Genomic DNA, 24,879 nt, shown 5'->3' on the forward strand with positions numbered 1-24,879 from the left:
ACCGGTCCGTAACATCAATCGACCGGATAGCCCCGCCACATCCAGCGCAGCGTGTCGGGGAGCGTCTGCCTGAGCACTCTCCCGTCGCAGTGGCTGGCGCCCTTCGCGTAGACGAAGCGGTAATGATACCCCTTCTCCTTGAGGATCGCCGCCACGCGCTGGTTCGCCATCCGCCAGTTGTGGTGGCTGGCTTCATCGCGGTCGCTGCCGAGGTCGTTCTCGCCGACCTCCAGGAAGATGCGCAGCGGCTTGCGCGGGCTGTCGCGGATGAGCCCCTCCGTGTACTCCCAGGCGCCGTCGGGATACTCGGCCTCGGTGGGCGCGACGGGGTTCTGCTGGTCGACGAACGTGCCGGAGTAGGTGACGATCTTCCGGTAGGTGTCGTGGCCGAACCAGCCCATGGTCAGCGCCGCCGCCCCGCCCGAGCTGCATCCGTAACTGGCGCGGCCGTCCGGGTTGCTCGTGAACTTCAGGTTGGGGTACGCGGCGTGGACGGCTTGGTTGTTCTTGACCGCCTCAAGGAGCTCCGTATCGACGAACCTCTGATAGGCATCCGACATGGTGTCGTATTCGAGCCCCCGCTCGCTGCCGTACGAGTCGCCCCCTCCGCTCGCGGCGAAGATGGCGATGACGCTCGGGAAACGGTTGTTCGGGTCCGCGACGAAGTTGTTGATCGTGTTGATGATCTCGTCCCTGTTGGTCGCGTCCTGGACGACCATGAACGGCGCCTCCGCGCCGTCGACGTACGTCGCGGGGATCGCGACCTCCACGTGGCGGTTGAAATCCCTCTTGGCGTTGTCGTTCAAGGTCGAATCGTGGCCGGTGAAGATTTCGCTCTCCCGGGACGACAGGGAGAACGTGAACGTCCGCCCCTGGGGAACGCCGCCCATCCTCCTGATCTCCGGGGCGTCCTGGTAGTTAGGCCCGATCTCGAAATCGCCGTCGCCTTCGGTGCCGACCGTATCGACCGTCCCGCCCTGTCCTCCCCCGCCGTTCGGGTTCGGGTCGTCTGTGCCGCCCGTGCCCGAGGTGCTGCTGTCGCTGCTGCTCGAAGAACTGCTGCTGCTGCTCGAGGAGCTGCTGCTGCTCGAAGAGCTGCTGCTGCTCGAAGAGCTGCTGCTTCCTTTTCCTCCGCTGCCCCCCGAGCCGTCGGCGGCTTCGTTGTCGGACCCGCAAGCAACGATTGAAAGCGCGACAAGGAGAGAGATACTGCATGTGCTCGAGCGGGTCATGGATCCTCCTGGAATTGGTTTGCGTTACGCTGCGAAGCAATGATTCTCGTCGACGGGTCGACTCGCCGAGCTCGTCAAGACGCTCGCCCTCGGCGTGTGCGGCACCGACGTCGGGCCGGGGCGCTCGCGCGCCGGTCGGCGGACGTGAAGCCGATCGTGACGTTCGTGTGAGCGCGCAGGCGCCGCGAGGCCGCGCGGGTGACCGTCGACGAGCTACTCGGTGGTGAACCGGAAGACGGCCGTCTGCGCGTAGCGCTGGCCGGGCTTGAGGATGACCTCGTTCTTCCAGGCCGGGACGTTGATCGAGTTCGGGAACTTCTGCGGCTCGAGGCACAGGCCGCTGTACTGGTTGTAGACCGCGCCGCCCTTGCCCTTGGCCGATCCGTCGAGGTAGTTGCCGGTATAGAACTGGAGCCCCGGCTGATCGGCCTCGATCGTCAGCACCCGACCGGTCTTCGGATCCTTGACCCGAGCCGCCTCGCGGAGCTTGTGCGGGTCGCCGCTGACGACCATGTTGTGGTCGTATCCGACCGGCTTGCCGCCCATGGCTTCCAGGTCCTTGCCGATCGGCTTGGCGGCGGTGAAATCGAGCGGCGTCCCCTTCACCGGCTTGATCTGGCCCGAGGGGACGCCGGTGGCGTCCGGCGGGGTGTAGCTGTCGGCGTGCAGCGTCAGCTCCTGGTCGGCGACGGAGCCCGAGCCGTGCCCTCCCAGGTTGAAGTAGCTGTGGTGGGCCATGTTGACGATCGTGGTCTTGTCGGTCGTGGCCGACATCTCGACCCTGAGCTCGTTTTTGTTGGTGAGCGTGTAGGTCGTGGTCGCGTTGACCGTGCCGGGGTAGCCTTCTTCCCCGTCCTTCGATACGTACGTGAGCTTGATGGACGGGCCATCCGGCGTCTCGGTCGCTTCCGCGTCCCAGACGACCTTGTCCCAGCCTTTCTTGCCGCCGTGCAGCGTGTGGGCGCCGTTGTTCGCGGAGAGCTTGTAGGTCTTGCCATCGAGCTGGAACTGCGCGTTCTTGATGCGGTTGGCCACGCGGCCGACCGTCGCCCCGAAGTACGGGCTGCTCTTCAGGTACCCGTCGAAGTTGTCGTGGCCGAGGACGATGTCGCCCATCTTCCCTGTCTTGTCGGGGACGTGGAGCTCGGTCACCGTCGCGCCGTAGGTCATCACCTTCGCGACCAGGCCGTTCGCGTTCGTGAGCGTGTAGAGGATGACCTCTTTGCCATCGGCGTTGCCGAAGGGCGCCTTGGAGACGGAAGCGGGCTTTGCGTTCATGGTTTCACCACCAGGGGGCTCGGGCTTGGCGGCCGGGGCCGCCGGAGAGGCGTCCGGCGCGGGGGCCGCCGCCGGCGCGGGCGGCGCCGCCGCAGGGGGCGTGTCGACGGTCTGCGCGCCGCCGCATGCGCCGGCGAGGCACGCCGTCATCGTCAATCCGAACCACGATCTCGTCCTATCTATCGCCATGCTGTTCCCTCCGCCAGGATTGTCTCACCTGGATCGGCTCCACCTGAGCAAGCCCAGCGCGGGTGAGCCCCCGCGATCTCGCCATGGCTTGCATTCACGACACCCGGTTGGAGTCGGCGCAGAGATCGATCCCGATACAAAGGATCAAGAGTCCGGTGCGCACGACGGCTACCCGGGACAAAGCGGAACGATACCCGGAGACGAAATTGTGAACGTTCACATTGCCCATGTCAACTCAAATGAACCGGCGCGAGGCGAGCCTCGATCTCGAAATTGGAATCCACATCGAACAATACCGTGGCCCTGCGCCCGCCCTCTTGACGCGCCGCTCCGGAGGAGACTTGCCAGCCATCCGACGTCGAGCTTGGCCGTGGACCGACGGATCATCGCTGACATCAAAAAAAATGTGAGCGATCACAATCGCATGGCTCTGGCCGGTCGAGACGAGCGCGCCGGCGTTCATTCACTCCTGGTACGCGCTCCAGCCGACCTCGTTGCCCTTCGTGCCGACCTGCATGTCTTCTGGACATCACCGTTCCTGGCGCTCGAGCGCAGATCTGGAGCGCCCATCCCGGGTCGCCGCGTCCGCGGCGCCGCCGCCGCGGTGGTACGTCCCGCGAACCAGATCCCAGAGCGGGAAGGTGACGTTGAAGTTCCACTGCCGCATCAACGACGGCCGGTGGTGCGCGCTGTGGTGACGCCGGAGCCGCGCCACGAGGCGGCTGCGGCCTATCCTGCTGTCCGGCGGGAGGTGGTACGAGAGATGGAGACACTCGTACAGCACCATGTACGCCATGCACGTCGCCACGAAGAGCGACGCGAGGTTGCTTTGACCGGCCGCGCCGAGCGCCAGCGCGAGCGGCAGCGTCAGCGCGAAGACTCCCGCGATGCCGTAGGAAGGGATCAGAACGAAGCCGAGCTCGCGCGGTGTGCGGATCGCCATGTCGCTCTCGACGAACACGCGGTGGTGCACCGGCGTGTGCCGGTCGTAGAAAGCCTCGAGGAAGCGCCGCCTCCGGTGGAGCAGACCCCGATGCGCCCGCCACTCGACGGCGTTGCAAAAGACGAAGAAAAGCGGGATCGCGGCGAGCTCCCACGCCCGTAGGCCTCGCAACCGCGTGAGCGAGAGCGCCGCGAGCCCACAGCCGAGGCCGACCGTGCTCGCGAGGTGGAGCCAGGGAGAGTACCACCGTGGCATCGACATCACCCGGCGCCGCCGGAGCTCGGCCCGGCCCGGGTCGTCGAGCGGGGCAGGGTCGGGCGAGCCGCCGTGTCCAGCCGCGCTCACCGGCGCGCCTCGCGGCCGGTGTCGAACGCCCTGTCCCAGAGCGCGGAGCTCACCCCGAAGCGCGCGCGCGGCGCGGCGTGGTGCCGGAGGTGGTGGCGGCGTTGCGCTGGAAGAGGGTGCTCCGCCTCGCCGAGCAGGTGCGCCGCGAGGTGGGAGAGCTCATAGAGAAAATAGCCGGCGACGAGCCCGGCCCAGAGCGGCGCGGCGCGGGAGACCCCGGCGGCCGCCGCGGTCGCGCAGAAGCCGGCGGAGAAGGCCCCGAGCGTGGCAGCGGGGGGTTTGACGATCGGCGTTCGGTGCGGGTCGTCGTGGTGCGCGAGGTGGATACGGGCGCCGACGAAGGCGAGCGGGTGCTCCGCCGGCAGGTGGAAGAGGAAGCGGTGGAGCAGGTACTCAATCAAGGTCCAGCCCGCGAGCCCAGCCGCCCAGAGGAGCCCTCCGGCGAGCGCGCCGACTCCGCTCCACACGACGATCCCCAGAAGGGTCACCTCGGCTATCGCGACGACGGCGAGCCGCCGCGCGTCGGCGGGGTCCTGGAACATGGCGCCGCGCGGGGTCGACATGCGGTCTGCTCCTCACATGAAGATGCCATCGACGAGGGTCCAGGGCTCGCGCGTGAGGACGCGCCGGGCGAAGTCGAGGAGGACCGCGTTGAAGTCGCTCCGCGGATAACGCGCGAAGCCGTCGCGCACCGACGCGGCGTCGAGGTCGTAGCGGCGCACACCGAGGGAGTGGTCCATCCACACCGACTGCCGGAACGCCGTCGATTCAGGGCATAACGCCGGTGTCGGGCGGAGGCGATGGTTGTAGAGGAGGCACTCGTCGGCCACGCGCAGGTCGTACGGGGAGAGCTCGAACGAGCTCGCGGCGAAGGCGCGGTGGAACAGCGAGCGGCTGCGCTGCATGTAGTCTCCGCCCTGCTCGCCCGGGCACAGCAGCCCGAGATCGTGAATCATCGCCAGCGCGTAGAGCAGGTCGGGATCGGCCTTCTGGCGGCGGCGCTCGAGGAGCAGCGTCGTGAAGTGGAATACGCGAAGACAGTGGTTGCGCAGCCCGTCGCGGCGGTAGGGGCAGAGCTCGTCGAAGAGCTCCTGCGCGCGTGCCCCGAGCGCCGGACGCGCTCCGAGGCGATGCGAAGGCGCGGCGTCCGGCGTCGGCATGAGCTCGGCCATGATGAGATCCTAACACGGGTCGCGCCGGCGCTGGCGCGCCGATCGTCGCCCGTGTCAGAGACTCCAGCGTCCGATGCCCGGCGGTTCCACATCGTGGGTAACCACCTCCAGCGTGGGCTGGTCCTCGTCGAGGTAGGCAACGCCGATCGCGTCGTCGCTGCGATGGGACGCTGTGGTACTCCTGTCCGCCGGGGAGGCTACTATGGCGCCAGTTCCGCGTTGGTTGCTCCGGGCATTCATCCCGCTCTGGATGTTTCTCGCTTGCGTGCTCGCGTCGGGCGGGTGCCAGTGCGTCTTCGGTGAGCCGCTGCCGGAGCCGCCTGGCCTCGTCGCCTGCCGGACACAGCGCGCGCACAGCCCTGCCACGTCCCGCCCCGCGCCAGAGGTAGAGACCGTCGCCGCCGGCTCCATCCCGGGGACGTTCTCCACCACGAGCACCGGCGAGTCGGTGTACACCATGGACCTGGCCACCCCGCCCTCGCGTGCGGGCATGGGGCCTGGGCTCCAGATCGTCTACCGCAGCGACGGCGGCGACGGCGTGCTCGGCAACGGTTTCTCCCTCACCGGGCTGTCCGCGATCACACCATGTCCGAAGAGCCTCGCGCAAGACGGGGAGATCCGCGGCGTGCGCTACGACGGAGACGACGGGCTCTGCCTCGACGGCCAGCGCCTCGTGCCCGTGGGGCAGGCGCCGGCGACCATCGAGTACCGGACGTTTCCGGATACCTTCGTCAAGGTGGTCGGTCACTATCCGCCGGACGGTGGTGGGCACGTCGAGGCGCTCTTCTTCGAGGCGTATCTGCCCTCCGGCCGCGTCGTGGAGTACGGGCGTACCGAGGGCAGCAAGCCGCTCGCGCGAGGTGGCGTGCCGCGCGCGTGGCTCGCGAGCGAGGCCCGTGACGGCCGCGGCAACGCCATGACGTACGCGTACTGCCTCGCAGAGGCCGAAGATGGCCATGCGGCCGAAGTTGCGGTCGACGAGATTCGCTACACGAGCTTCGAGGGCGCGCCGTCGCTCGAGCCTTCCCGGGCGGTGCGCTTCGTGTATGGGACCAAGGACTCGGCCGCGGTTCGCACGGCTACTCGGGCGGCGTGGCGCTCCAGCGCTCGCTTCGCCTGGAGGAGATCCAGATGCTCGGTCCGGGCGACGCGCTGGTCCGGAGCTACGGTTTCCGCTACGAGCTGAGCCCGACGACGAGCCGGACCCTCCTCACCCAGGTCGAGGAGTGCGCGAGCGACGGGGTCTGCAAGCCCCCGACACGGTTTCAGTACAGCCGCGGAAAGCCCGGATTCGAGCGGCTCACGACGGACATCGACAAGCCGGTCTCCGAGAAGGCGAGCCCGATGGTGTTCGACATCGACGCCGACGGCCTCGACGATCTCGTGATTCCGGACATCGTCGCAGGGCCCAGCACGCCGTCGCATCCGATCACCGCGTGGCGGGTGGCGCGCAACCTCGGGCCCCGCGCGTCGCCGTCCTTTCTCGCGTCGCCGGAGCTCGCCTTCCTCGAGGATTGGCTGTTCGTCGCCGATCCGGATGGACCGTCCGACCCGGCCCTTCTTCAGCCCGAGCTCGGGACGGTCCTCGATTACAACGACGATGGGCAGATGGACGTCTTTCTCCACGACGTCTTCGACACCAAGACCACATGGCACGTGCTCCTGTCCCAGTCGGACCGGACCTTCGCGCTCCATGACACGGGCATCCGCCGGCCGTTCCCGCTCGGGGTCACGCCTGCGCCGCCGAGTCTGAGGCGCGCCGGCGCCTCGGTGCACCTTGCCGATCTCGACGGCGACTCGGTGCCGGATCTGATCCAGTGTCAGGACCACGCCGAGGAGCTGGTGCCGGACCCGCTCTCCGCCGTGTGGACCGTCCACCTCTGGAGGCCCGCGCGCGGCGCGACGCCCGCGGGATTCGACCCCACGGGCGAGTCGATCGAGCTGCTCACCGGCTATCCCTGCGCACTGGAGCTCCACACGCTCGACGTCGACGCCGACAGCAAGATCGATCTCATCGTGCCCTCCGTGAGGTTGTTTGGTGACGGGACGGCGCTCATCAAAGATAGCTACGAGGCGATCATGCGCCGGGGCGAGGGACGCTGGGGGGTCATCGACACCAAGCTCCCTGTCGTGCCGCGCGGGGGCCGCGTCGTCTTTCTCGACGTCAACGGCGACGGCCTTCCCGATGCCGTCGAATCCGGCTTTAGCGGCCAGCTCACCACCTACCTCAACACGGGGTCGACGTTCGTGATATCGCCGTTCCGGACCGTCGACGCGTTCAGCTTCGGCGATCTGCTGGGGGTCCAGGACCAGGACGCGCTTTTCCGCCTGGCGGTGCCGCTCGACTTCAACGGCGATGGACGGCAGGATCTCCTCATGCCCGTCCCACCAGGCATGCTGCTGAGTGGCTCCAATGTCCTCCCCTCCTGGGCCGTCCTGCAAGCGACGGGCGACCTGGCGGGGCCGCCGTTCAAGCTCGTCGACGCAGGGGTTCCTTTCGAGGCCAAGCTCGGTGACGCGATCACGCTCGCCGATCCGCACGGGCCGCGCACCGGCGATCTCAACGGGGACGGGGCCCAGGACGTGATCCTGCCCCTCGGCGGCGTGTTCAACGTCTTCCAGAACCTCTCGGCCGACCAGGATCTCCTGGTCGCGGTCTCTGACGGGATGAACGCGCACGAGCCGACCGAGCCGGGCTTCGTGCCCAACGTGAGCATCTCGTACGGCCACCTGACCGATGCGCCGGTCACGAGCGGAGGCGCGGAAGAGGATCCGGACCGGAGGAGCGCGCTCTACGTCGCGCGGTCCAGCGCGGCGGACGACTGCGGCTATCCGCGGCGCTGCGTCGTGGGCCCTCGCCGGGTGGTCAGCGCGTACGCGCTCAACAACGGCGCGGATCGAGCGAGGCGCTTCGAGGTCGGCTACCGCGACGGACGCTACCACCGGCTGGGCCGCGGATTTCTCGGGTTCGGCGAGCGGATCGTCACCGATCTGGATACGGGTGCCGTGACGATCGACGTCTACGACCACGTCACCTTCGACGACGAGCTGCAGATCTTTCCCTTCGCGGGGAGCGTCCAGCGGACGTGGCACGGCGCTCCGGGGCTCGCGAGCCAGCCCAGACCGGAGCAGATCGAGCTCTCGTTCAGCGACGTGACGCGGACGCTCGTGCCGACCAACGACGGCGCCACGTACTTCACGCTGCCCACCGAGCGCCGGGTGAGGCGAGCGCAAGGGGTCTATCCGCCCCCGAGCGGCGCGACGCCCTCCGTCGAGGCGTACGTCCGGGAGATCGGGCGAGGCGGCGACGGCGCGATGCTGCTGCGCGATTCGGTATCGAAGGTGACGGACTTCGACACGTTCGGCAACGTGCGCGCCGAGGAGGTCTCGACGGAGGGCGTCGAGCTGACGCTCGAGGTCACGCGGACGTTCAAGAACGACACAGAGCGCTGGGTCCTCGGCCAGCTGGAGACGCAGAAGGAGTGCAGCGCGGCGGCGGGGATGTCGCAGTGCAGGACCCTCAAGCGAACGAACACGATCCACGGCGAGGTGGAGACCGAGTCCACCGAGAGCGATGATGGCCTGCCGGACACGAAGCTGACGCTCACCTATGCGCGCGACGACTTCGGGAACATCACCGGCGTCACGGCGGAGGACGCCTTCGGGCACAAGCGCACATCCAGCGTGGACTTCGACGAGGAGGGCATCTTCCCCGAGAATCACGTGAACGCGGCCGGGCATGCCACGCTCGTGGACTTCGACGACGCGCTCGGCGTGCTCCTCAAGCAGGTCGATCCGAATCAGCTCGTGACGACGTGGGCGCACGACGGTTTCGGGCGGCTCGGCATCGAGAGGCGCCCGGATGGCACGACGACGACGGTCGCGCTCTCCCGCACCAAGGACGGCGGCCCGGCGCAGGATGCGTGGCGGGTGAGGCAGCAGAGCATCACGACCGGCGGGGCCGACGATACGGTGGAGTTCGACAGCCTCGGTCGCTCGATTCGGTGGCTGGGATACGGGCCCGAACCGGAACCGTCGGAGGGCTCGGGCGATGCGAAGCGCATCATGCAGGAAGTCGTGTACGACGCGCTGGGCGAGCACATCGCGCGGCGCTCGGTGCCGGTCAGGGAGGACACGCCCGAGCGCGCGAACGACGCGCTCGGTCGACCCCGCTCGCGCGTGGACCAGGACGGCGCCGAGCGCCTGACGACCACGTGGACCTGGGACACCGCGGCGCACGGCGTCGGCAAGCTCCACACGCTCGCGAGCCCCGACGGAGAGAAAACGTACCGGTACACCGGCCGCGGCCAGCTCGACACGATCGCGCTCCGCATCGACGGCGAGCACTCTCCCCTGGAGGCCAGGCTGGGCTACGACGAGCTCGGCCGCGTCGAGACGGTCGCGTACCCGGCGCCGGCCGGCGCGACGCCGTTCGTCGTGGCGCACGGCCACGACGCGCACGGCCACGTGATCGCCGTGCGCGACAGCGGAACGAACCTCGCCTACTGGCGCTTGACGGACGTGGACGATGCGGGGCGCTTCCGGGAGGAGGTGTTCGGCAACGGCGCCGTCACGGAGCGGAGCTACTTCGCGGACAAGCAGCGCCTGAGGCACATGGCGACGCAGAGCGGCGCGGGGGAGGTGCAAGACCTGGACTATGGGTTCGACGATCTCCTGAATCTCACGCGCCGCACCGATGCGCTCCAGCCCGAGAACACGACGGAGCGCTTCCGGTACGATTCGCTCCATCGGCTGACGTGCGCGTACTTCGGCGATATCGAGAGCTCGGCGGCGCCCTGCGCGCTCCGCTACGACTACCGCCCGAACGGCAATCTCACCTTCAAGTCGGACGTCGGTGATCTCTCGTATGACGACCCGCTGCACCCACATGCGATCACCGGCGCGGGTACGGACACCTTCGCGCATGACGCTGTCGGTAATCAGACGGCGCGGCCCGGCGGCACCACGGTGCGCTATACGCCGTTCGATCTGCCGGAGCGCATCACGCAGGGCGCGAGCACCATCACGTTCGGCTACGACGGCGACCAGCAGCGGATCCGCAAGACCACGCCGGAAAAGGAGACGCTCTACTTCGGCGATCTGTACGAGCGGGTCACCGATGCGGCGTCAGGCACCGTGCAGCATCGGTATCACGTCCACTCGCCGGAGCGCGTGGTGGCGATCGTGACCCGGGGAGGAGCGGACGACGGCACCCGTTACGTGCATGTCGACCATCTCGGCTCGGTCGATGCGGTCACCGACGAGGACGGCGACGTGATCGAGCGGCGGAGCTACGACCCGTTCGGGCAGCGCAGGAACCCCGTGTGGGCAGAGCGCCCGCCGGCGTCGTTCCCGAGCGAGACGACGCAGGGGTTCACCGGGCACGAGAGCGACGACGACCTCGGGCTCGTGAACATGAAGGGCAGGATCTACGATCCCAGGATCGGGCGGTTCTTGACGACCGACCCGATCGTTTCGATTCCGTCCTTCGGGCAGAGTTGGAATCCGTACAGCTACGTGCTCAACAGCCCGCTCAACTTCGTGGATCCGAGCGGGTTCGAACCGGATCCCCCGGTTCCAGCCGATCCGGAGTATACCACGGATCCCGAAGTACAGCGCATCATCGAGTCCGGTTGCATGGGCCTCGAATGCCTCAAGACGGTTCCCAACCTGGTAGAAGGTCCGCGGGAAGCTGCGGAGGTCGGCGCGGCGGCCCCGCCTGTCGATGTCAGCACGACCGGAAACTCGTCCGGCTATGTGCCCCAGCCAATGACCACGGCGCCGATCGAGTGGTCGCAGAACCCCTATGTCCAGATCGAGGGAGGGTTCGTCGCCGGGTTGCTGCTCGGGTCCGTTCCTTTCGCCGGCGTGGGTCACGAGCTGCTGGACGCCGGGGGCGTGCTCTCCCACGGAACACCAGAAGCCAGGATGGGCATGGCCATCGGACAGATCGTCGGGGGAATCGCCCTCACGCTCGGGGGCTTGACGGGGGAGGTCTTCGGAGGCGTCACGAGCGCCACCGGCATCGGCGCGGCGATCGGTGTGCCCGCGATCGCGGTGTTGACCACGCTGGTCGTTGGCGGCGTCGGCAACATCGCGGCGGGGATCCAGGGACTGACGCAGGCGCTTATGTCGAGCGGGTCGGGCAGCACGGGCCCGCAGGGCGCACCGCCCACGGCAAGGGGCGGCGCGCCAGGAAGCCGACCTGCACAGCCATTCACGAAGGCTGGGAAGGACGAAATTTGGAGGCAGAACGCGGAAAAGCATCAGGGAGTAAACAGATGCGACAACTGTGGTGCCGACGTCGTCAAACCTCAGCAACACACGAAAGCTGTGAGCCCGCCCCATAACGAAGGACATGTCGATCACGTAACCTCCCGAGTAAATGGAGGCTCCGGCACCACCGAGAACGGACAACCCCTATGCCGACACTGCAATCTGGAGAAGGGACCTAAATGAATCTCATGAGATTCGAAGAAGATCCGCACCTTGGTGTCATCACGACGGCGCCGGTTGTAGCAGGGGCCCCGATCCTGATGATCTCTCATGACGCCGACGATGGTGGATGGCAATTTTTATGTGGAAGCACCACCGACCCGGGTGATGGTCGTATCGTCCATCTGGAAGAGATTATTGCGATGGATCCGACGGTAGAGGAGGTGGCCGACCTGCCCTTGGGGTGGGTAGCCTTTCGGAGCAAGGTGGGAGGAGCATGGACTCGAGAGCCTCAATAGGTGGGCCCGGGGCCAAGCAGTGCATGGTCGGGTTCTGATGCGTGCCTCCAAGCGTTCCCTGATAATCTCGTCGAGCAATGCACTCGGGCGAGACATCGCGTGGGCGTGCGACGAGCTCAGCCGACTGAGGGAAAACTTGGAGCAAGGCGAGCAAGATGGCATGTTTGAGTTTGAAGAAGTGTGACTTGGGCAGTCGGCGCATCCGGCGAGAGTACCATTGTGCCCGATGTCTTGACGGTCGAGTCTTACGGCGGAGCGTGTTGCGACGGATGCGCAACACGTCGTGGGACGCACTGAACCTCTTGGTCATGGCAGCTCTCGCGGTCTCCTGCTCCAAGATCGTGCCTTCGGCGAGGCCCACCGCCCCGCATCACCGACTGAACGTCGAAGAGTGGCGAGTCGCACAAGCGCTGTGCGATGTCTATGTTCCCGACGTGCAGGCCGGCAACACCGTCGCACTCGGCGGGGCACGTGTTCCGTTTGCCATCTATATCGCATCCATGCACGAACACCTCCACTACGCATATGAGGAGGAGTTGGCGGCCGCGCGCGAAGCATACCCCGCGCTCCGCGGCGCGACCGATCTCGCGGTGCGAGTCGAGATCGTCATAAATCAGGCGGATGGCAGCCTCGCGAAGCTGGGGGTCGTCAAGTCCAGCGGATCCGTCGTCTTCGACGTGGTCGCGCTCGCTGCATTGCGACGCGCCGTTCCCTTCGACGCACCGCCACCTTCGCTCGCATCGCCCGGCGGGAAAGTCTATGTGCACTGGATATTTCACGCCGACCCGTTCGAGGCATGTGCGCCCCGCCATGCGGTGCCCTTCGTGCTCGCCCATGAGCGTTCCTCGAAGATCGCCACGGCCTCATGCATGGGACGCTTGTCGTCGCTGGATGTCGATCCACGCGTACGCACTCCAGCAGTCCGATGGCAGAATCCCCGAAAAACGTCTAACTGTAAAGCCAAGGCTCTCTCGTTGAACCCTTGACCGATGACCGCACCTATTCGCGGAAGCGAAGCGTCTTGACGGCGATGCCGTCCTCCCCGGCGATCTCTTCGCCAGACCAATCCCAGCTCACGCCGCCCTTGCCCGGCGGTCCCAGTTCATACGTGACGCCCTCGAGCGTGAGCTGGTCCTCGTCGAGGTAGGCGATGCCGATCGAGTCGCCGCCGCGCCCCGGGCCGCCGTAGCCGCCGTCGCCTCCTCGGCCTCCCTCGCCGCCGCCACACGACCAGGTGCCGTCCCCCACGGCCCCGCCCGGTGCACCTCGGCCGCCGTCGCCGCCTCGCTCGGGCGGCCCGCCGTCACCACCTCCCCCGGCGTTGTCCGTCGTGAGCAGGCTGTCGCGCACGGTCAGCTTGGCGTGAAGCACGGCGATGGCGATGCTTGGCCGGCCGTTCCCGCCCGGTTGGCCGCCTCGACCTCCGCAGCCCCCCGCGCCGCCCGAACCGCCCGCTGCGCCCCCCTTGGAGGCCACGTCGCACACAGCGAGCCCGCCGCGACGCCCGCCTCCCCCGCCGCCGCCCTGGCCCGGCATGCCGCGGCCCCCCTCGGCTGCCTTGTCGCCCTCCCATCCGGTCTCCGTGAGCCGCCCGATGCCCTCGCCAGCTGCGCCGGCCGCGCCCCACGTGCCGCTTTTCCCGGAGAAGCCGCTGGCGCAAGCACCGTCTTCGCGGTTGCCGAGTCCTCCTTGCCCCTCGTGGCCGGGGTTCGGCGCGGGTACGGGCTCGCCGGCCTCTCCATCTCCAGCGCCGTCGGCGCGCCCGTCGCCTCCCTTGCCGCCGACGCTCGGGAGGCCGCCCTCGCACGGGTTCACCACCGCGGGTCCGCCGGCGACGGTGGCTGCCGAGCACGCATCCCCCCCGTAGATTCCGTGCCGCCCGTCAGGGGCTTGATTCAACCCGGGCCACCTCTCGCCATGGCCGCCGCCAACTCCGTAGGATCCGTGGATCGCGCCCCGGGTGAACTCGACCGCGGAGCCCGAACGAACGAGCATCCCGATATGGGTTCCGCCGGAGATGTCGACGTGGTCGATCGTCGAGACGCCATCGGCCGCCCCGGTGTCGCCGGCGCCCGCCGGCTCGACCGTCAGAACAATGGGAGATGGGCGCTCCCGGATGGTGATGCCGGTCGTGACACTCTCTTTGAAGCGTTCGAATGTCTGGCAATGAAGGCCTCCGTAGAGGTCCACGCCAGAGGGTAGGATGACGGACTCTTCAAAGACGTCGCTGCACACGAACACCCTTCCTCGACCGATGCGCGCCAGGGCAATCGCGCGCCGGAGAGAGCCAACCGGCCTGGCCTTGGTGCCTGGATTCGCGTCATCGCCGCCAAAGAAAAAAGTGTTGACGAATATGCCGCAGCCGTCGTCGAACCGATCGGCCGCAAGGTGCTCGAGGCAGAGGGCTTCCGGCGGTGCTTCGTCCTGGCACGACGATGTGAGCGCACACGGCGGATCATCGGCGCCGATGGGGCCTGGCGCGCTCTCGCAGCCAACCGTGGCGAGAGAGAGGGCGAGGGGCAAGACCATCGTGTCTTTTGACATCATCGGTATTCCTCGACGGCGGCGCCGCGGTGAGCGACTCAACGGGGCGGCTCGTTTGCCGCACCGAAACGATAGAGTTGACCTCGTGGGCCGCGCGCGCCGCTGCCCACCTCCTCATTGACATCGGCGTTGCCTGCGGGGCCGCCTTCTCCAGCTCCTCCAACCTCGAAGGTCGTGCCGGGCAGGATGGTCAGATGGGGGACCACGTACGCGATGCCGACGGCAGCGCCGCCGAGCCCGCCGCCCGCATCACCTCCGCGGCCGCCGTCGCCGCCGAGGCCACCAGCACATGCCTCCCACATGTTCGTGTTAGTGAAGCCCTTCCCCCCGTGGCCGCCGAACCGCCCAACGCCGCCTGGTTGACCAGTTCCGCCGACCCCGCCATTGCCGCCGTTGCCTGCGACAACCTTCGTGGCGTCGAGTTCTAGCTCCGAGTCCTCCAGTGCAACGATGGCGATGCTCGCTCCGCCATAGCCGCCGCCCCGGCCTCCCTGGCCGCCGCAACCCCCGCTCCCCCCCGAGCCGCCGGCCGCACCGCTTTGAGGGCGGCCTCCAGGGCACGCAACCATGGGCCCACGCGATTTGCTGCCGCCGCCGCCGCCCCCCCCTTGGCCGGGGCCGCCCTTCTTTCCATCCTCACCCCGGACACCCACCCATCCGTGGATGTCGAGGTAGCCTTCACCTGCCGCGCTGTCAGCGCGGCCACCGCTGGCACCGGGCGCACCGTCTCCCCCTTTCGTGCACGGATCGCTGCCCGCGCCGAGCCCCGCAATCGCGTAGCCTTGCGGATTTTCCGCAGGCTCCGGCTTTCCTGGCATGCCATCGCGGCCGACGTCGAGTCCGCCGTCGCCGCCGTATCCGCCCGTCGACTCGCTCCCATCGTCGCACATGGTCACGACGGGCAGGGCGCCCACGGCGGCGTCCGCGGTACATGCGTCCGCGCCGTGGTTCCCCTGCTCGCCGTCCTTCGCGCGGACGCTGAGCGCGTCCTTGCCCGCCTCCCCGTCCTTGCCGTTGCCCGCGATGACATCGCTCGACGCCACCCTCGCCTTGGCACCCGGACTCAAGATCATCGCGATCGACGACTTCCCGTCGCTCGCGGAGGCGTCGGCCGCCACGGCGCGCACGCCGAAGATCACAGAGGTCGCGTCGTCCCCTGCGATGACCGCGTCGGTTCCCCCGAGGACCCGCAGCGGGATCCCCTCCGCCGGAGCGATGATCGTCGGGTGATCCGGCCCGCCGAACGACCCCTCGTACGACCACCCGCCGTCTTCGCAGCGCCGCCCGCCCCAGAGATCGACGCCCGAGGGCAACGCGAGCGCCTCCTCGAACCTCCCGCCGCAAGCGTACACGCGCCGGGTCGCTGCCTCCCCGTGGCCTCGCCCGTGCGCGGCGAGCCCGACCGCGTGTTGCAAGGTCTTCACGGGCGCATCCTTCGTGCCGGGGTGCTTGTCGTCACCGTTCTCGCTGACGAACACGCCGCATTTGTCGAGCGCTGGCGCTGTGCTGGGCTCTCCCGCGCACGGGTCGAGCGGAGGCTCCGGCTCGGGAGCACACGCCAGCTTTTCCGAGCAATCATCGGAATAGCCAGCGCAAGCCGTCAGCGTACCGGCTCCCCACAAGCAGACTGCGAGGGCGATGACCGACCTCACGGCGCCTCGGCCTGTCAGCGCTCCCATTCTCTCGGCCGCCCTCGTGCTCACCATTTCCCCTCGATTCGCGCGCCGAGTTCGCTTCCATTCGCCACGGGCGAGACATTGACTCGATCCCCAGCCGGTTTGACGCCCAGGAACGAGAAGTCCGTGAGGAATGACGCGGCGGTCATGGCCCCGAGGACACCGCCCGTGATCACCGCGGCCAGCCCGGCGCGGCCGTACGTGTTGCGCGCGTCCTGAAGGCGCGCCAGCTCGCCACACGGCGAGTTTCGAGGCGCGTGCCAGCACATCGACGCGCTCGATGACGGCTCGGCCTGGAGCAGGTCACGCCGGGCGCTCAGGTCGTCATCGAGTTTGCCCGCCCGAACGATGAGGATGGTGCCCACCGTCACGCCAGCCGTCGTGACGGCGATCCCCGTGATGCGCAGCGTCCCCGGCCAGGAGGCCCACGGGCTGGGAGCCTGCGCGCGTGCGGCGGGCAACCTGCGCGCTGAGGCCGGCGCCGCTGTCGCGGTCTCCTTGGCGCGACTCGCCTCCCTTGCGCTGCTCGCCTCCTTGGCGCTGCTCGCCGCCGCACGGGGCAGCTGCATCGTGATCTCGTGCTCCGCGCCTGCCACACCGAGGAACGAATGGAGCGCCTCCTCACGGCCCGGCGCGCGGGCCCGCACCATGTGTTTGCCCGGCTCGAAGAAGCGCGTGTACGTCCGTGCAACCTGGTCGATGCGCTCGCCGTCGATGAACACCTCGGCGTCGGGCGGATCGATCCCGAGCACGAGCGTCGCGATGTGCTTCGCTGCCTCGCGCTGTCCTGCCTCGAACCGCCGCCGGAGCGCGTCCGGCAGCGCTTCACGCTGTTCCAGGCTCCTGGAGAGGTGCTCGGCCGCGTCGCGGTACCTGCGCAGCGCGACCTCGCAAAGGCCGAGCTCACCGGCGACCTCCGCGCGCTCTCGCTCGGTGCTGGTCGTCGGGTCTGCGGCGTCGAAAGCAGCCTTGTAGGCAGCGTGCGCCTCGACCCACTGTCCGGCATTGCGCGCCCTCTGACCACGGCGAACATGGTCCTTCACCGATGAACTGCCGCTCGGTTTCGCCTTCGCTTGAATGTCGTCCGCGCTGGCCGAGCGCGTGAGTCCTGTCGCGACCCCGAGCGCAAGAAAGATCGAGAGCGAATGCGCGATGCAACGCATCCAGTCACGCTAGTGATGCCGTCCTCTTGGCGTCAACCGACAGAAATCGCCAGATTGGATCCGTTTTGGTGAGAATTTTTGGTCGGTTGATTGAATGCGCTCAGCCGCTGGTCAGCGATGGCTGAGTGTGGTTAATCATGCTACGTTGTGCCACAATGCCCGACCGAAATTGCTGGTCGGTTCATTTCTTTGAAGCCTTTCGACCGGCTCAAGTGTGCTGCCTACCGTGGACAAGCCTGCGACCGTCTCCCCCGGCTTCGAGCTCTTCCGGCGCCTCGCGCGGCGCCACGGCGTGCCGGAGCGAAACGCCGAGGATGTCGCCCAGGAAGCGCTGCTGCGGGGGCTGGAGGCCGACAAGCGGCTCGACCCGGGGGGAGACCCGGCCCCGTACCGCGTCACGATCGCCGTCAACCAGGCGCGCAACCACGTCCGTGACGCGCGCTGCCGCGGCGAGGTGCTGACGTCGTTCGAGGAGTGCGAGATCCGAGACGAGTACCCCACGCCGGAAGAGCTGCTCCGGAGACGGCAGCAGGAAGAGTTCACGCGGCAGCTGATAGACCAGCTCGATCCAAAGTACCGGGATCTCGTCATCAAGCATGATCTCCAGGAGGTCCCGCTCGCCGAGATCGCCGCCGAGCAGGGACTCCCGCTGGCCACGGTGAAGACGCGACACTGGCGGGCGCACAAGGAGCTCCGGGTGCAGCGGGAGCGGTGGCAGGCGCAGGAGCGCTCTCACGGCAGGGACGATCGCGCCTTCCTGTCGCTCGCGCTGGGTTTCCGCCGTCACGCGTCGTGGGTGGCCTCGCTGCGCCATCTGGGCATGAGGATCGTCGTTCAGTCGGCGCTCGTCCTGCTGACCGGCGCGATCGTCTCCGCTGTGCCGCCCCTGGCCGACCTGGACTCGTGGCTCGGGGCGGCGGCGGTCCGCGTCCCTGTCACCCTGCCTGAAGCGAAGGATGCTGTGACGTCCCCTGCGCGAGACGGCGCGCACGGCGCCGCGATTCCCGCCGCGCCTATCGCGCACGAGAGCTCGTCGGTCAGGGATCAAGGAGGCGCACGCGCGCAGGCGGCGGCGAGCAGCTCGCCCGCTCCCTCGACCAGGACCAACGGCCGGCCCGCATCTCCGGCGAGGGCCATTCGACCGACCGTCATCAGCGAGCACGAGAGGAGCCTGATCGACCAGGCCCGGAGGGCTATCGAGGCCGGCAACGCCATGGCCGACGTCGAGGCGCTCCAGCTGCTGCACGCCCACGCACGGGAGTTCCCCGATGGGCTGCTCGCCGCCGAGCGCGAGGCAATGCTCCGACAGCTGCGCTGAGCCCTCGGCCGTGCTCTGACAGCAAGCAGACGGGGACGCTTGGGATGTCTTCGGACAGCACAAGGCTTCGATCCGCCTTGTTCCCGACAAGAACGGTCACGTCCAGGAAACGAAACCCGATGACTACGATGGAGGATCTGCTCGGTGCGATGTGGCTCATTTCGCCGCTCGGGCTCGCGATGATAGCCTGCGTCGCGATCGGCTTCGCGGTCACCGCGCGTGAAGCGCTGGGACGCGAGCGCGGGCTCCGCGAGACGCGCGAGCACGCGCAGAATGATGAGGCGGCAGCCCTCACCGAGGCGAAGGAGCAGGCAGCGGCGGAGCGGGATCGATACCGGCGCCTGCTGGACTGTCACATCGATGCGGCGCTCGCAGAGCTGACAGACGTCCGCGCGCGCCCCGTCCCCAGGCCAGGCAGGGTCCTCGAGTCGTTCTGCGCGACGAACCCTTCGTGGAGGAGAAACCTGGCCGAGAGCACGGGGCTATCGTCGAGGGAGGTGGAGAGGTTGCTGAGGAGCGACCTTCCCATGACGCCCGGCCTTGCCCGGCAGCTGGAGACGTTCACCGGCACGCCTGCTCGGTACTGGGAGCGCCTGTGGCGGCTGCACGACGACTACCGGACCGACGCAGAGGAGACCGCGGTGATCCAGGTGGGCGAGCCCATCACCAGGCGCGAGAGCTCGGCGCGTCCCGCGTCGGCATCGTCACCGGCGCCGAGCTCGGTGCCGCCGCCTCCGCCCACGATGCCTCCTCGCGCGCTCGACGTTCCTCCGCCCGTCGTGCCGTCTCCCGAGCTCGCTGCCAGGAGCCCGCGGGCGAAGCTCCCGCCGCCACCGGTGCCGCGGCTTCGATCGCCGCTCCCTGTCCGCGTCCCCGCAGGGGCGGAGCTCGCCGGGCGAGCTGCGACGTTGACGAGCCTCCCACTGCAGCGTGACGAAGCGGGGGCGAGCTCCGCCGACGCGTCCGATTGGGAGGATGCAGAGCGCTCTCCGCTGAACATGACACTTCCGGGAGTAGGGAGCCATGGGTGAGCGCCGCCGTGCCTCGGACGCGGTGGACCTGGACATGCGCCCCGAGGCGCGCGTTGCATTCGATGCCATCGTGCAGCAAAGGCCCATGATCAGGGACAGGCTGCGCCGGCTCCAGGTTCCAGAGTGCGACCGAGACGACGTGATGCAGGATATCCTGCTCTCGGTATGGAGGACAGTCGAGGCAGGAAGGGTCCCTGCGCGCGAGCAGCTGTCGATGAAGCAGGCCACGAGACGCTGGCTGGATGTGGTCGTGTGGCACCATACGACGCACTACAGGGAGTTCCAGCGTCGGTGGGAGAAAGGCCGCGATTCGTATGCGCATGCGGCGATCGATGACCCTATGCCGTCGCCGTTCGGGCAGGTGGAGGCGCGGCTCAGCCTCCGCCACCTGCGCCGCATCGATCCTGCGCTGCGCGACGTCTTGGTGGACGCCGCTCTGGGCCACACCGCGGAGGAGATAGCGGCCGAGCTCGGTCAGGACCCCAGCACGATCCAGGAGCATCTGGCGCGCGGAAGAGAGCAGCTCCGGAGGACGCTGCGCTCGACCGCAGCGCGCCGCTCCCAGAATTCGTGCTCGCTGCCCTGGGGGACGGCCTCGGTCACTCGAGATCTGGCCGCGCCCTGCCCATGCCGATGGCCCACGCCATCGTGTAACGCGCGTTGATCTCGCACCGCGGGTTCCAGCGCAGCGCGCCGCGCTCGTCCTCCCAGCGGAAGGCGTCGATCCCGAACGGCCCGAAATAGCCCGCGCCGGCGAGCGCCTGCCCCGCCTCCAGCGCGGCCTCGACGAGCCCCCGGCGCTCGCCGTCGCCGAGGTCGCCCTCGCCGGCCAGGGCGGCCCCGAGGTACGCCCCGTTCGCGTCGCAGCGCTGGATGCACGCGTCTCCGAGGTGCACCGCGCCGCCGCGGGCGACGTGCCCGTGCAGCGAGAAGTCGCCGCGGCGCTCGACCCAGGGCTCGACCTGCAGGCCGCTGTCCGGCGACGCAGGGTCGAGCGACGCGACGGCCCAGGGCCGCGCGTCGGGCAGCAGGGCGCCGCGGGCGACACGGCGCCGGCCGCGCCCGGCGAACCCGAACGGCCGCTTGAGCAGCCAGTGGCCCGTCGGCGTGGGCTCCGCGATCGCGGCCTCGAGCTCGGCCAGCGAGGCGACGTAGCGCGCGCCGGGCAGCGTCTGGCCGAGGTCCGCGCAGAACCTCCGGTGGTTGACGCGCCGGAGCACGTCGAGCGGCGGCGCCTCCACGAGGGCGACGCCGGCGCGGCCGAGGAGGCGAAGGGCCCGGGGCGTGGGGCACCACGCGCGGCCGACGAGCGGCGTTCCAGGAGGCGCTGGCGGCACGAGGGGCGAGGGGAGCTCGGGGCTCAGCACGACGTCGCCGGGGCGCAGCAGGGCCGAGACCCGGACGGCGAGCTCGGGCGCCCGGCCGGCGACCGCGGCGCGCGGGGTGTACCCCGCGGGGCGCGCCAGCTCCTCGTCGGCGTCGAAGTTCAGGACCCAGGCGCTCGCTCGGTCCATGAGGCCAGCGCGTCGAGGAACGGCTCGGAGAGGCCGGAGCGGCTGCGGTCGCGGCGGTTCATCGGCTCGCCCCGCATCAGCAGCGGCGAGAGGGGCGGCGGGATGTGGCGGACCCACGCTTCGAAATCGCTCGCACCGGGCGGCGGCGCAGCATCATCCGGCCCGCGCGGCGCGGCTTCACCCGCGGCGGCCGGATGGCCTGCGGCAGACGTGGAAGGCGCCGCCTGGCCAGCGGTCCCGCTCGCCTGCGTGAAGCGGCGGAACCAGCGGACCCCGAAGCGCACGTGCGGGATCTCTTCCGCGCCGACCTGCTCCGTGAGCGCGGCGCCCTCGAGGTCGCCGATGGCGCGGAAGCGCTCGGCGAAGCGCGCGGTGTGGTCGAGGTTGCCCCCCTCGAGGCCCATGCCCATCACAGCCACGAACTGCGCGGGCGACGCGGCGGCGGGCACCCGCGTCCAGAACCAGTCGCGCACAGGGAAGTCGCCGAAGCGGTGGCCGATCGCGGCGAGGTACGCGGCGTAGAGCCGCATGTGGCGCACCTCGTCGAGGGCGATCCGGACGAGGCCGCCGCGGAAGGCGCGCGGCGTCTCGGGGAAGGCGAGCAGCGCCCAGGCCATGAGCTCCGCCGCCTGGAGCTCGTGGTGAAGGAACGCATGGAAGAGCTGCGCGCGGCGCGCCGGGTTGCGCAGCGCCTCGGGCCCCGGGCTCTTCTGCGCGCGCTCCGAGATGCGCAGCGCGGCGGGCCGTCCAGGTCGCTCGAGGCGCCGCGGCGGGGCCGGCGCGGCGCCCGGCGCCGACAGCTTGGCATCCGACTCCCAGAGGGAGGGCACGGGCGGCGGAGCGAGCTTGTGCTCGAGGTCCGTCGAGAGGACGTAATCCCAGGCCCAGCGCTCGACGGTGCCGGGCGGGGGCGCGTCGCTGGGCGGTGCGGGGGGAGACGGCATGGCGGCAGGAGAGGCGGGCCGCTCTCGTACCACAGCGCCGGCGCGCCCGCGCGCCCTCGTGGCCAGCGCTGCGGAGCCCGCGCGGTCGCCCTGTCACGATGACAAAGGTCCCGGCGCCTCACCGACAATTTGCCCGGAAATCCCCGGGAATAGACCAGAACGACGAGTTTTGCGCCGAGATGACCGCTCGAGAAGCGTGGCTTACGCCTTGCTCTGAGACACGGCATGAAGGCGGAGCGGCGTTCCCAGGCGGTCGACAGGAAGCGCGAGGATCAGACGGTGCTCGTCATCGGGGGCAGCGGCGGCATGTCGAGCCGCTACCGCGATGTGGTCGAGAAGCACGGCTGGTCGCTGCGCCATTACGAGAACCGCGTGCCGCCGGGCGCGCGCCACGGCGTGGGGAGGATCGCGCTCATCGTGATCATGGTGACGATGGTCTCGCACGCGCTGCGCGATCAGATGCAGACCCTCGCGGCGGACGGGGCGCCCGTCGTGTACCTGCGCAGCGCCTCCGTCTCGGCGCTGCGGGCCGCGCTCGAGCAGCGGGCCGCCTGACGAGGGGCATCGCGCGCCGGGACGAGCAGGCACTCCGTGTCACGTAGCCGCTCCATCGAGGCTCACTTCCGCCGCGTGGCGACGCGGAGCTGTCTCGCGGTCCACGCCTCACCCGGCGCGGACCTGGGGCGCGCGTCGCGCTGCGTGTTCTCCTCCGCGTCGAGCGCCTCGCGTAGCCGGAACAGCGCGTCGAATGCGGCCGTGTCCCTCGTGGTCAGCGACCGGGTGACGGGGCTGTCGATCGACGTGTGCAGGAGCCACCAGAAATCCGCATCGCCGAGGGTCGCGAAGATCTTGATGACGTCGAGCGACGAGGCGCGCCCCTGGGAAAGGAAGAACTGCAACGCAAAACGGGCCTCGCTCCTGGCGTCGACGGTGGAATATCGCCGCGTGGGGAGGATGTGCCCCTCGGGCGGGGGAGGTTCGAGGGCACGGATCCCCCAGTCATCGCCGAGATCGACGACGGCGACGTTGACAGGGCTGTCGCTCTCGTTCACGACGTGGACGAACAGCCAGTTGTCAGGCTCGATGACGCACGCGTCGCCGTCCGGCTTGATCACGGTCCCGCCCTCGGGCGGCCTGCTCTCCGACCACCCCTGCGGCGGGGCGAGGAGCTCGATGCGGATACGGTCCTTGAGCCCCGAGGTCGGATCGGCGACCTTCAGGATGGCCTGATACCGGAGGAGATGGATCAGCCGATCGACGACGACCTTGGCGGCATCCGGTGCGCCGATCGCCACCGTCCCCACATTCCGGATGGGCTCTCCCGACGGGTCCCAGATCTCGTAGCGACGATCCTTGTCGAGAGCGACCTGGTAGTGCGGTGTCCCGCCGGAGACGAGCTCGAGGAACCCTCGCCCTCTCGTCTTGATCTCCGCGCCCACGGCGTCGAGCGCCTGATCCTGATCGATCTCCGGCGGCAGGTCGTTCCGGTGAAAGAGGTTGACCGCTCGCCGCAGCTCGATGGATCCCAGGTCCTCGAGGAGCGCGGGCGCGCCAAGCGCTACAGCATCGATCGCGGCGCCCTCCTCCAGCGACGCCCAGCTCTCCACGGCCATCACCTTGAAGACGGTGGCAACTCCCGCGCGCAGGTTGACCTGCGTGAAGTCCGTGGTCCCCGGGGGGTAGATCCCGAATTTCGCGCCCACGGGGGTGCCCGTCACGAGACCGGCGCTCAGCTTCAGGTTCCGGTTCGGAGCGTCGATCTCGTCGACCCTCGCCGTGTGCACGACCGGCCGCAGCTCGGCCCCGAGGACCTGCCGCTCCTCCTGACCCAGGAGCTGGGGAGTCTGCGACGGATACTTGCTGTGCACGCTCGCGAGCACGCCCTCGTAGAGCGCCTTCCAGGTCTGGTCCTTGCTGAGCCCCTCGAGCGCCTCGAGGAACGCCGCGGTCAGCACGCCCGTCGACTGGCCACCTTCCGAGCGCACCTCGAGCGCGGTCTCCACGTCGCGGCACGCCGCGAGGAGCACGTAGTCCCTGGCCTCGGGGAGCCAGGTCGTGGCGATCGCCGCGCGCCGCCCGCTGCCCGTCGCTGCGAGCCGCGTCCATGCGGCGAACAGCTCGTCGTCGGGGGCTACGCCGTCCGTCGGGCGCTCCGCGGTGTCGAGCGTGGGATCCGTGCCCTCGCGGGCGCCCGTCGCGCAGCGCGTCGCGATGCTGACTCCACGCGTCGCGCCGCCGGAGTGGCAGCTGTCGAGCACGATGGTCACGGTCGCCTGGTTGTTCCTCGTGAGCTGGTCGAGGTAATACGCGAGGTCGAGGTCGCGCAGGTAGCGCGAGCCGTCGCCGATGTCCGTCGGCACGAGCGTCTCGTCAAACCCGCCGGGCTTCAGGTCGGTGAACTTCGTGAGCACGCGGCCGCCGTGGCCGGAGTAGTGAATGTACACGTGGTCGCCCGGCTGCGTACGGGCGAGCAGCCCATCCAGCGCCGCCTTCATGTTCTTGTAGGTAGGCCAAGCGCTCTCCGGCCCGCCGGGCACCTCGTCCCCGACGTTTGACGAAAGGAGCGTCCTGATGTCGTGCGGCATGGTCACCCGTGCGCGCAGGGCCTTCTCGACGCGGTCGACGTCGCTCACGCAGCCGCGCAGCGACAAGTACGTCGCGCCGTTCGGGAGAGAGTTCCGAAAATAGAAGTCGATGCCGATGAGCAACGCCCGGAACGTCGGGCTCGACGTCCGTGGTTCGCTCATCCTCGCGTCGTGGGGGCCGGAGCTGCGTTGGTCGTTCATGAGGTTTCTC

General features: G+C 69.0%; 18 protein-coding genes and 2 pseudogenes. 9 read left to right on the forward strand and 11 right to left on the reverse strand.

Features of this window, described 5'->3' with window-relative positions:
• Window positions 1–14: 14 nt before the first annotated feature.
• On the reverse strand, window positions 15–890 hold the full coding sequence (locus tag WMF14_RS05370) for an alpha/beta hydrolase (protein ID WP_437799117.1): 876 nt from the start codon (window positions 888–890) through the stop codon (window positions 15–17).
• A 130-nt stretch (window positions 891–1,020) separates the two neighbouring features.
• Between WMF14_RS05370 and WMF14_RS05375 the strand changes: the two genes are divergently transcribed.
• Complete coding sequence (locus WMF14_RS05375; protein ID WP_437799118.1) at window positions 1,021–1,275, forward strand: hypothetical protein; 255 nt, start codon at window positions 1,021–1,023, stop codon at window positions 1,273–1,275.
• Between the two features lie 170 nt (window positions 1,276–1,445).
• Here WMF14_RS05375 and WMF14_RS05380 read toward each other — a convergent pair whose 3' ends face one another.
• The 4 genes from WMF14_RS05380 to WMF14_RS05395 all read right to left on the reverse strand — a co-directional run bounded on the left by WMF14_RS05380 (window position 1,446) and on the right by WMF14_RS05395 (window position 5,159).
• The gene (locus WMF14_RS05380) at window positions 1,446–2,660 is read right to left on the reverse strand and encodes an aldose epimerase family protein (RefSeq protein ID WP_437799119.1); all 1,215 of its coding nucleotides are present in this window, start codon (window positions 2,658–2,660) and stop codon (window positions 1,446–1,448) included.
• A gap of 568 nt (window positions 2,661–3,228) precedes the next feature.
• Window positions 3,229–3,987, reverse strand: a complete 759-nt coding sequence (locus WMF14_RS05385) for a sterol desaturase family protein (protein WP_437799120.1) — start codon at window positions 3,985–3,987, stop codon at window positions 3,229–3,231.
• Window positions 3,984–4,550 (reverse strand): sterol desaturase family protein, encoded by a 567-nt coding sequence (locus WMF14_RS05390; RefSeq protein WP_437799121.1) that lies wholly within the window; start codon window positions 4,548–4,550, stop codon window positions 3,984–3,986. The genes WMF14_RS05385 and WMF14_RS05390 overlap by 4 nt, the downstream gene beginning before the upstream one ends.
• A gap of 12 nt (window positions 4,551–4,562) precedes the next feature.
• Entirely contained in the window at window positions 4,563–5,159 is a 597-nt protein-coding gene (locus tag WMF14_RS05395; protein ID WP_437799122.1) for an HD domain-containing protein, read from the reverse strand.
• Window positions 5,160–5,361: 202 nt separating this feature from the next.
• On the opposite strand from WMF14_RS05395, the pseudogene WMF14_RS05400 reads away from it, so the two are divergent.
• From WMF14_RS05400 to WMF14_RS05415, 4 genes and pseudogenes are all read left to right on the forward strand, one after another.
• Window positions 5,362–11,348 (forward strand): annotated as a pseudogene (locus WMF14_RS05400) (RHS repeat-associated core domain-containing protein); the annotation flags it as partial.
• Between the two features lie 105 nt (window positions 11,349–11,453).
• Window positions 11,454–11,618: pseudogene (locus WMF14_RS05405) on the forward strand (HNH endonuclease); the annotation flags it as partial.
• Complete coding sequence (locus WMF14_RS05410) at window positions 11,615–11,893, forward strand: hypothetical protein (protein WP_437799123.1); 279 nt, start codon at window positions 11,615–11,617, stop codon at window positions 11,891–11,893. The pseudogene WMF14_RS05405 and the gene WMF14_RS05410, both read left to right, overlap by 4 nt.
• Window positions 11,894–12,162: 269 nt before the next feature.
• Window positions 12,163–12,879 (forward strand): energy transducer TonB family protein, encoded by a 717-nt coding sequence (locus WMF14_RS05415; RefSeq protein ID WP_437799124.1) that lies wholly within the window; start codon window positions 12,163–12,165, stop codon window positions 12,877–12,879.
• A gap of 13 nt (window positions 12,880–12,892) precedes the next feature.
• Here WMF14_RS05415 and WMF14_RS05420 read toward each other — a convergent pair whose 3' ends face one another.
• The 3 genes from WMF14_RS05420 to WMF14_RS05430 all read right to left on the reverse strand — a co-directional run bounded on the left by WMF14_RS05420 (window position 12,893) and on the right by WMF14_RS05430 (window position 17,156).
• Complete coding sequence (locus WMF14_RS05420; RefSeq protein ID WP_437799125.1) at window positions 12,893–14,083, reverse strand: hypothetical protein; 1,191 nt, start codon at window positions 14,081–14,083, stop codon at window positions 12,893–12,895.
• Window positions 14,084–14,475: 392 nt separating this feature from the next.
• A complete protein-coding gene (locus tag WMF14_RS05425) occupies window positions 14,476–16,116 on the reverse strand; it encodes a hypothetical protein (RefSeq protein ID WP_437799126.1) in 1,641 nt (546 codons plus the stop codon).
• A 20-nt stretch (window positions 16,117–16,136) separates the two neighbouring features.
• Window positions 16,137–17,156 (reverse strand): hypothetical protein, encoded by a 1,020-nt coding sequence (locus tag WMF14_RS05430; RefSeq protein ID WP_437799127.1) that lies wholly within the window; start codon window positions 17,154–17,156, stop codon window positions 16,137–16,139.
• A gap of 346 nt (window positions 17,157–17,502) precedes the next feature.
• On the opposite strand from WMF14_RS05430, the gene WMF14_RS05435 reads away from it, so the two are divergent.
• From WMF14_RS05435 to WMF14_RS05445, 3 genes are all read left to right on the forward strand, one after another.
• A complete protein-coding gene (locus WMF14_RS05435) occupies window positions 17,503–18,594 on the forward strand; it encodes an RNA polymerase sigma factor (protein ID WP_437799128.1) in 1,092 nt (363 codons plus the stop codon).
• Between the two features lie 119 nt (window positions 18,595–18,713).
• Window positions 18,714–19,625 carry a helix-turn-helix transcriptional regulator gene (locus WMF14_RS05440; protein ID WP_437799129.1) on the forward strand — a complete coding sequence of 304 codons (912 nt, stop codon included), beginning with the start codon at window positions 18,714–18,716 and terminating at the stop codon, window positions 19,623–19,625.
• Complete coding sequence (locus WMF14_RS05445) at window positions 19,618–20,289, forward strand: RNA polymerase sigma factor (RefSeq protein WP_437799130.1); 672 nt, start codon at window positions 19,618–19,620, stop codon at window positions 20,287–20,289. The genes WMF14_RS05440 and WMF14_RS05445 overlap by 8 nt, the downstream gene beginning before the upstream one ends.
• Here WMF14_RS05445 and WMF14_RS05450 read toward each other — a convergent pair.
• Both WMF14_RS05450 and WMF14_RS05455 read right to left on the reverse strand, forming a co-directional pair.
• The gene (locus WMF14_RS05450) at window positions 20,225–21,139 is read right to left on the reverse strand and encodes a hypothetical protein (RefSeq protein ID WP_437799131.1); all 915 of its coding nucleotides are present in this window, start codon (window positions 21,137–21,139) and stop codon (window positions 20,225–20,227) included. The genes WMF14_RS05445 and WMF14_RS05450 overlap by 65 nt on opposite strands.
• On the reverse strand, window positions 21,112–22,083 hold the full coding sequence (locus tag WMF14_RS05455) for a ferritin-like domain-containing protein (protein WP_272100364.1): 972 nt from the start codon (window positions 22,081–22,083) through the stop codon (window positions 21,112–21,114). Before WMF14_RS05455 ends, WMF14_RS05450 begins: the two co-directional genes overlap by 28 nt.
• Before the next feature lie 225 nt (window positions 22,084–22,308).
• On the opposite strand from WMF14_RS05455, the gene WMF14_RS05460 reads away from it, so the two are divergent.
• The gene (locus WMF14_RS05460; protein WP_437327760.1) at window positions 22,309–22,638 is read left to right on the forward strand and encodes a DUF2325 domain-containing protein; all 330 of its coding nucleotides are present in this window, start codon (window positions 22,309–22,311) and stop codon (window positions 22,636–22,638) included.
• Window positions 22,639–22,700: 62 nt separating this feature from the next.
• Here the strand turns inward: WMF14_RS05460 and WMF14_RS05465 are convergent, their stop codons facing one another.
• Window positions 22,701–24,869, reverse strand: a complete 2,169-nt coding sequence (locus WMF14_RS05465) for a caspase family protein (RefSeq protein WP_437799133.1) — start codon at window positions 24,867–24,869, stop codon at window positions 22,701–22,703.
• Window positions 24,870–24,879: the final 10 nt, after the last annotated feature.

The organism is Sorangium sp. So ce693, from assembly GCF_051521375.1.
GTDB classification, from domain to species: Bacteria; Myxococcota_A; Polyangia; order Polyangiales; family Polyangiaceae; genus Sorangium; species Sorangium atrum.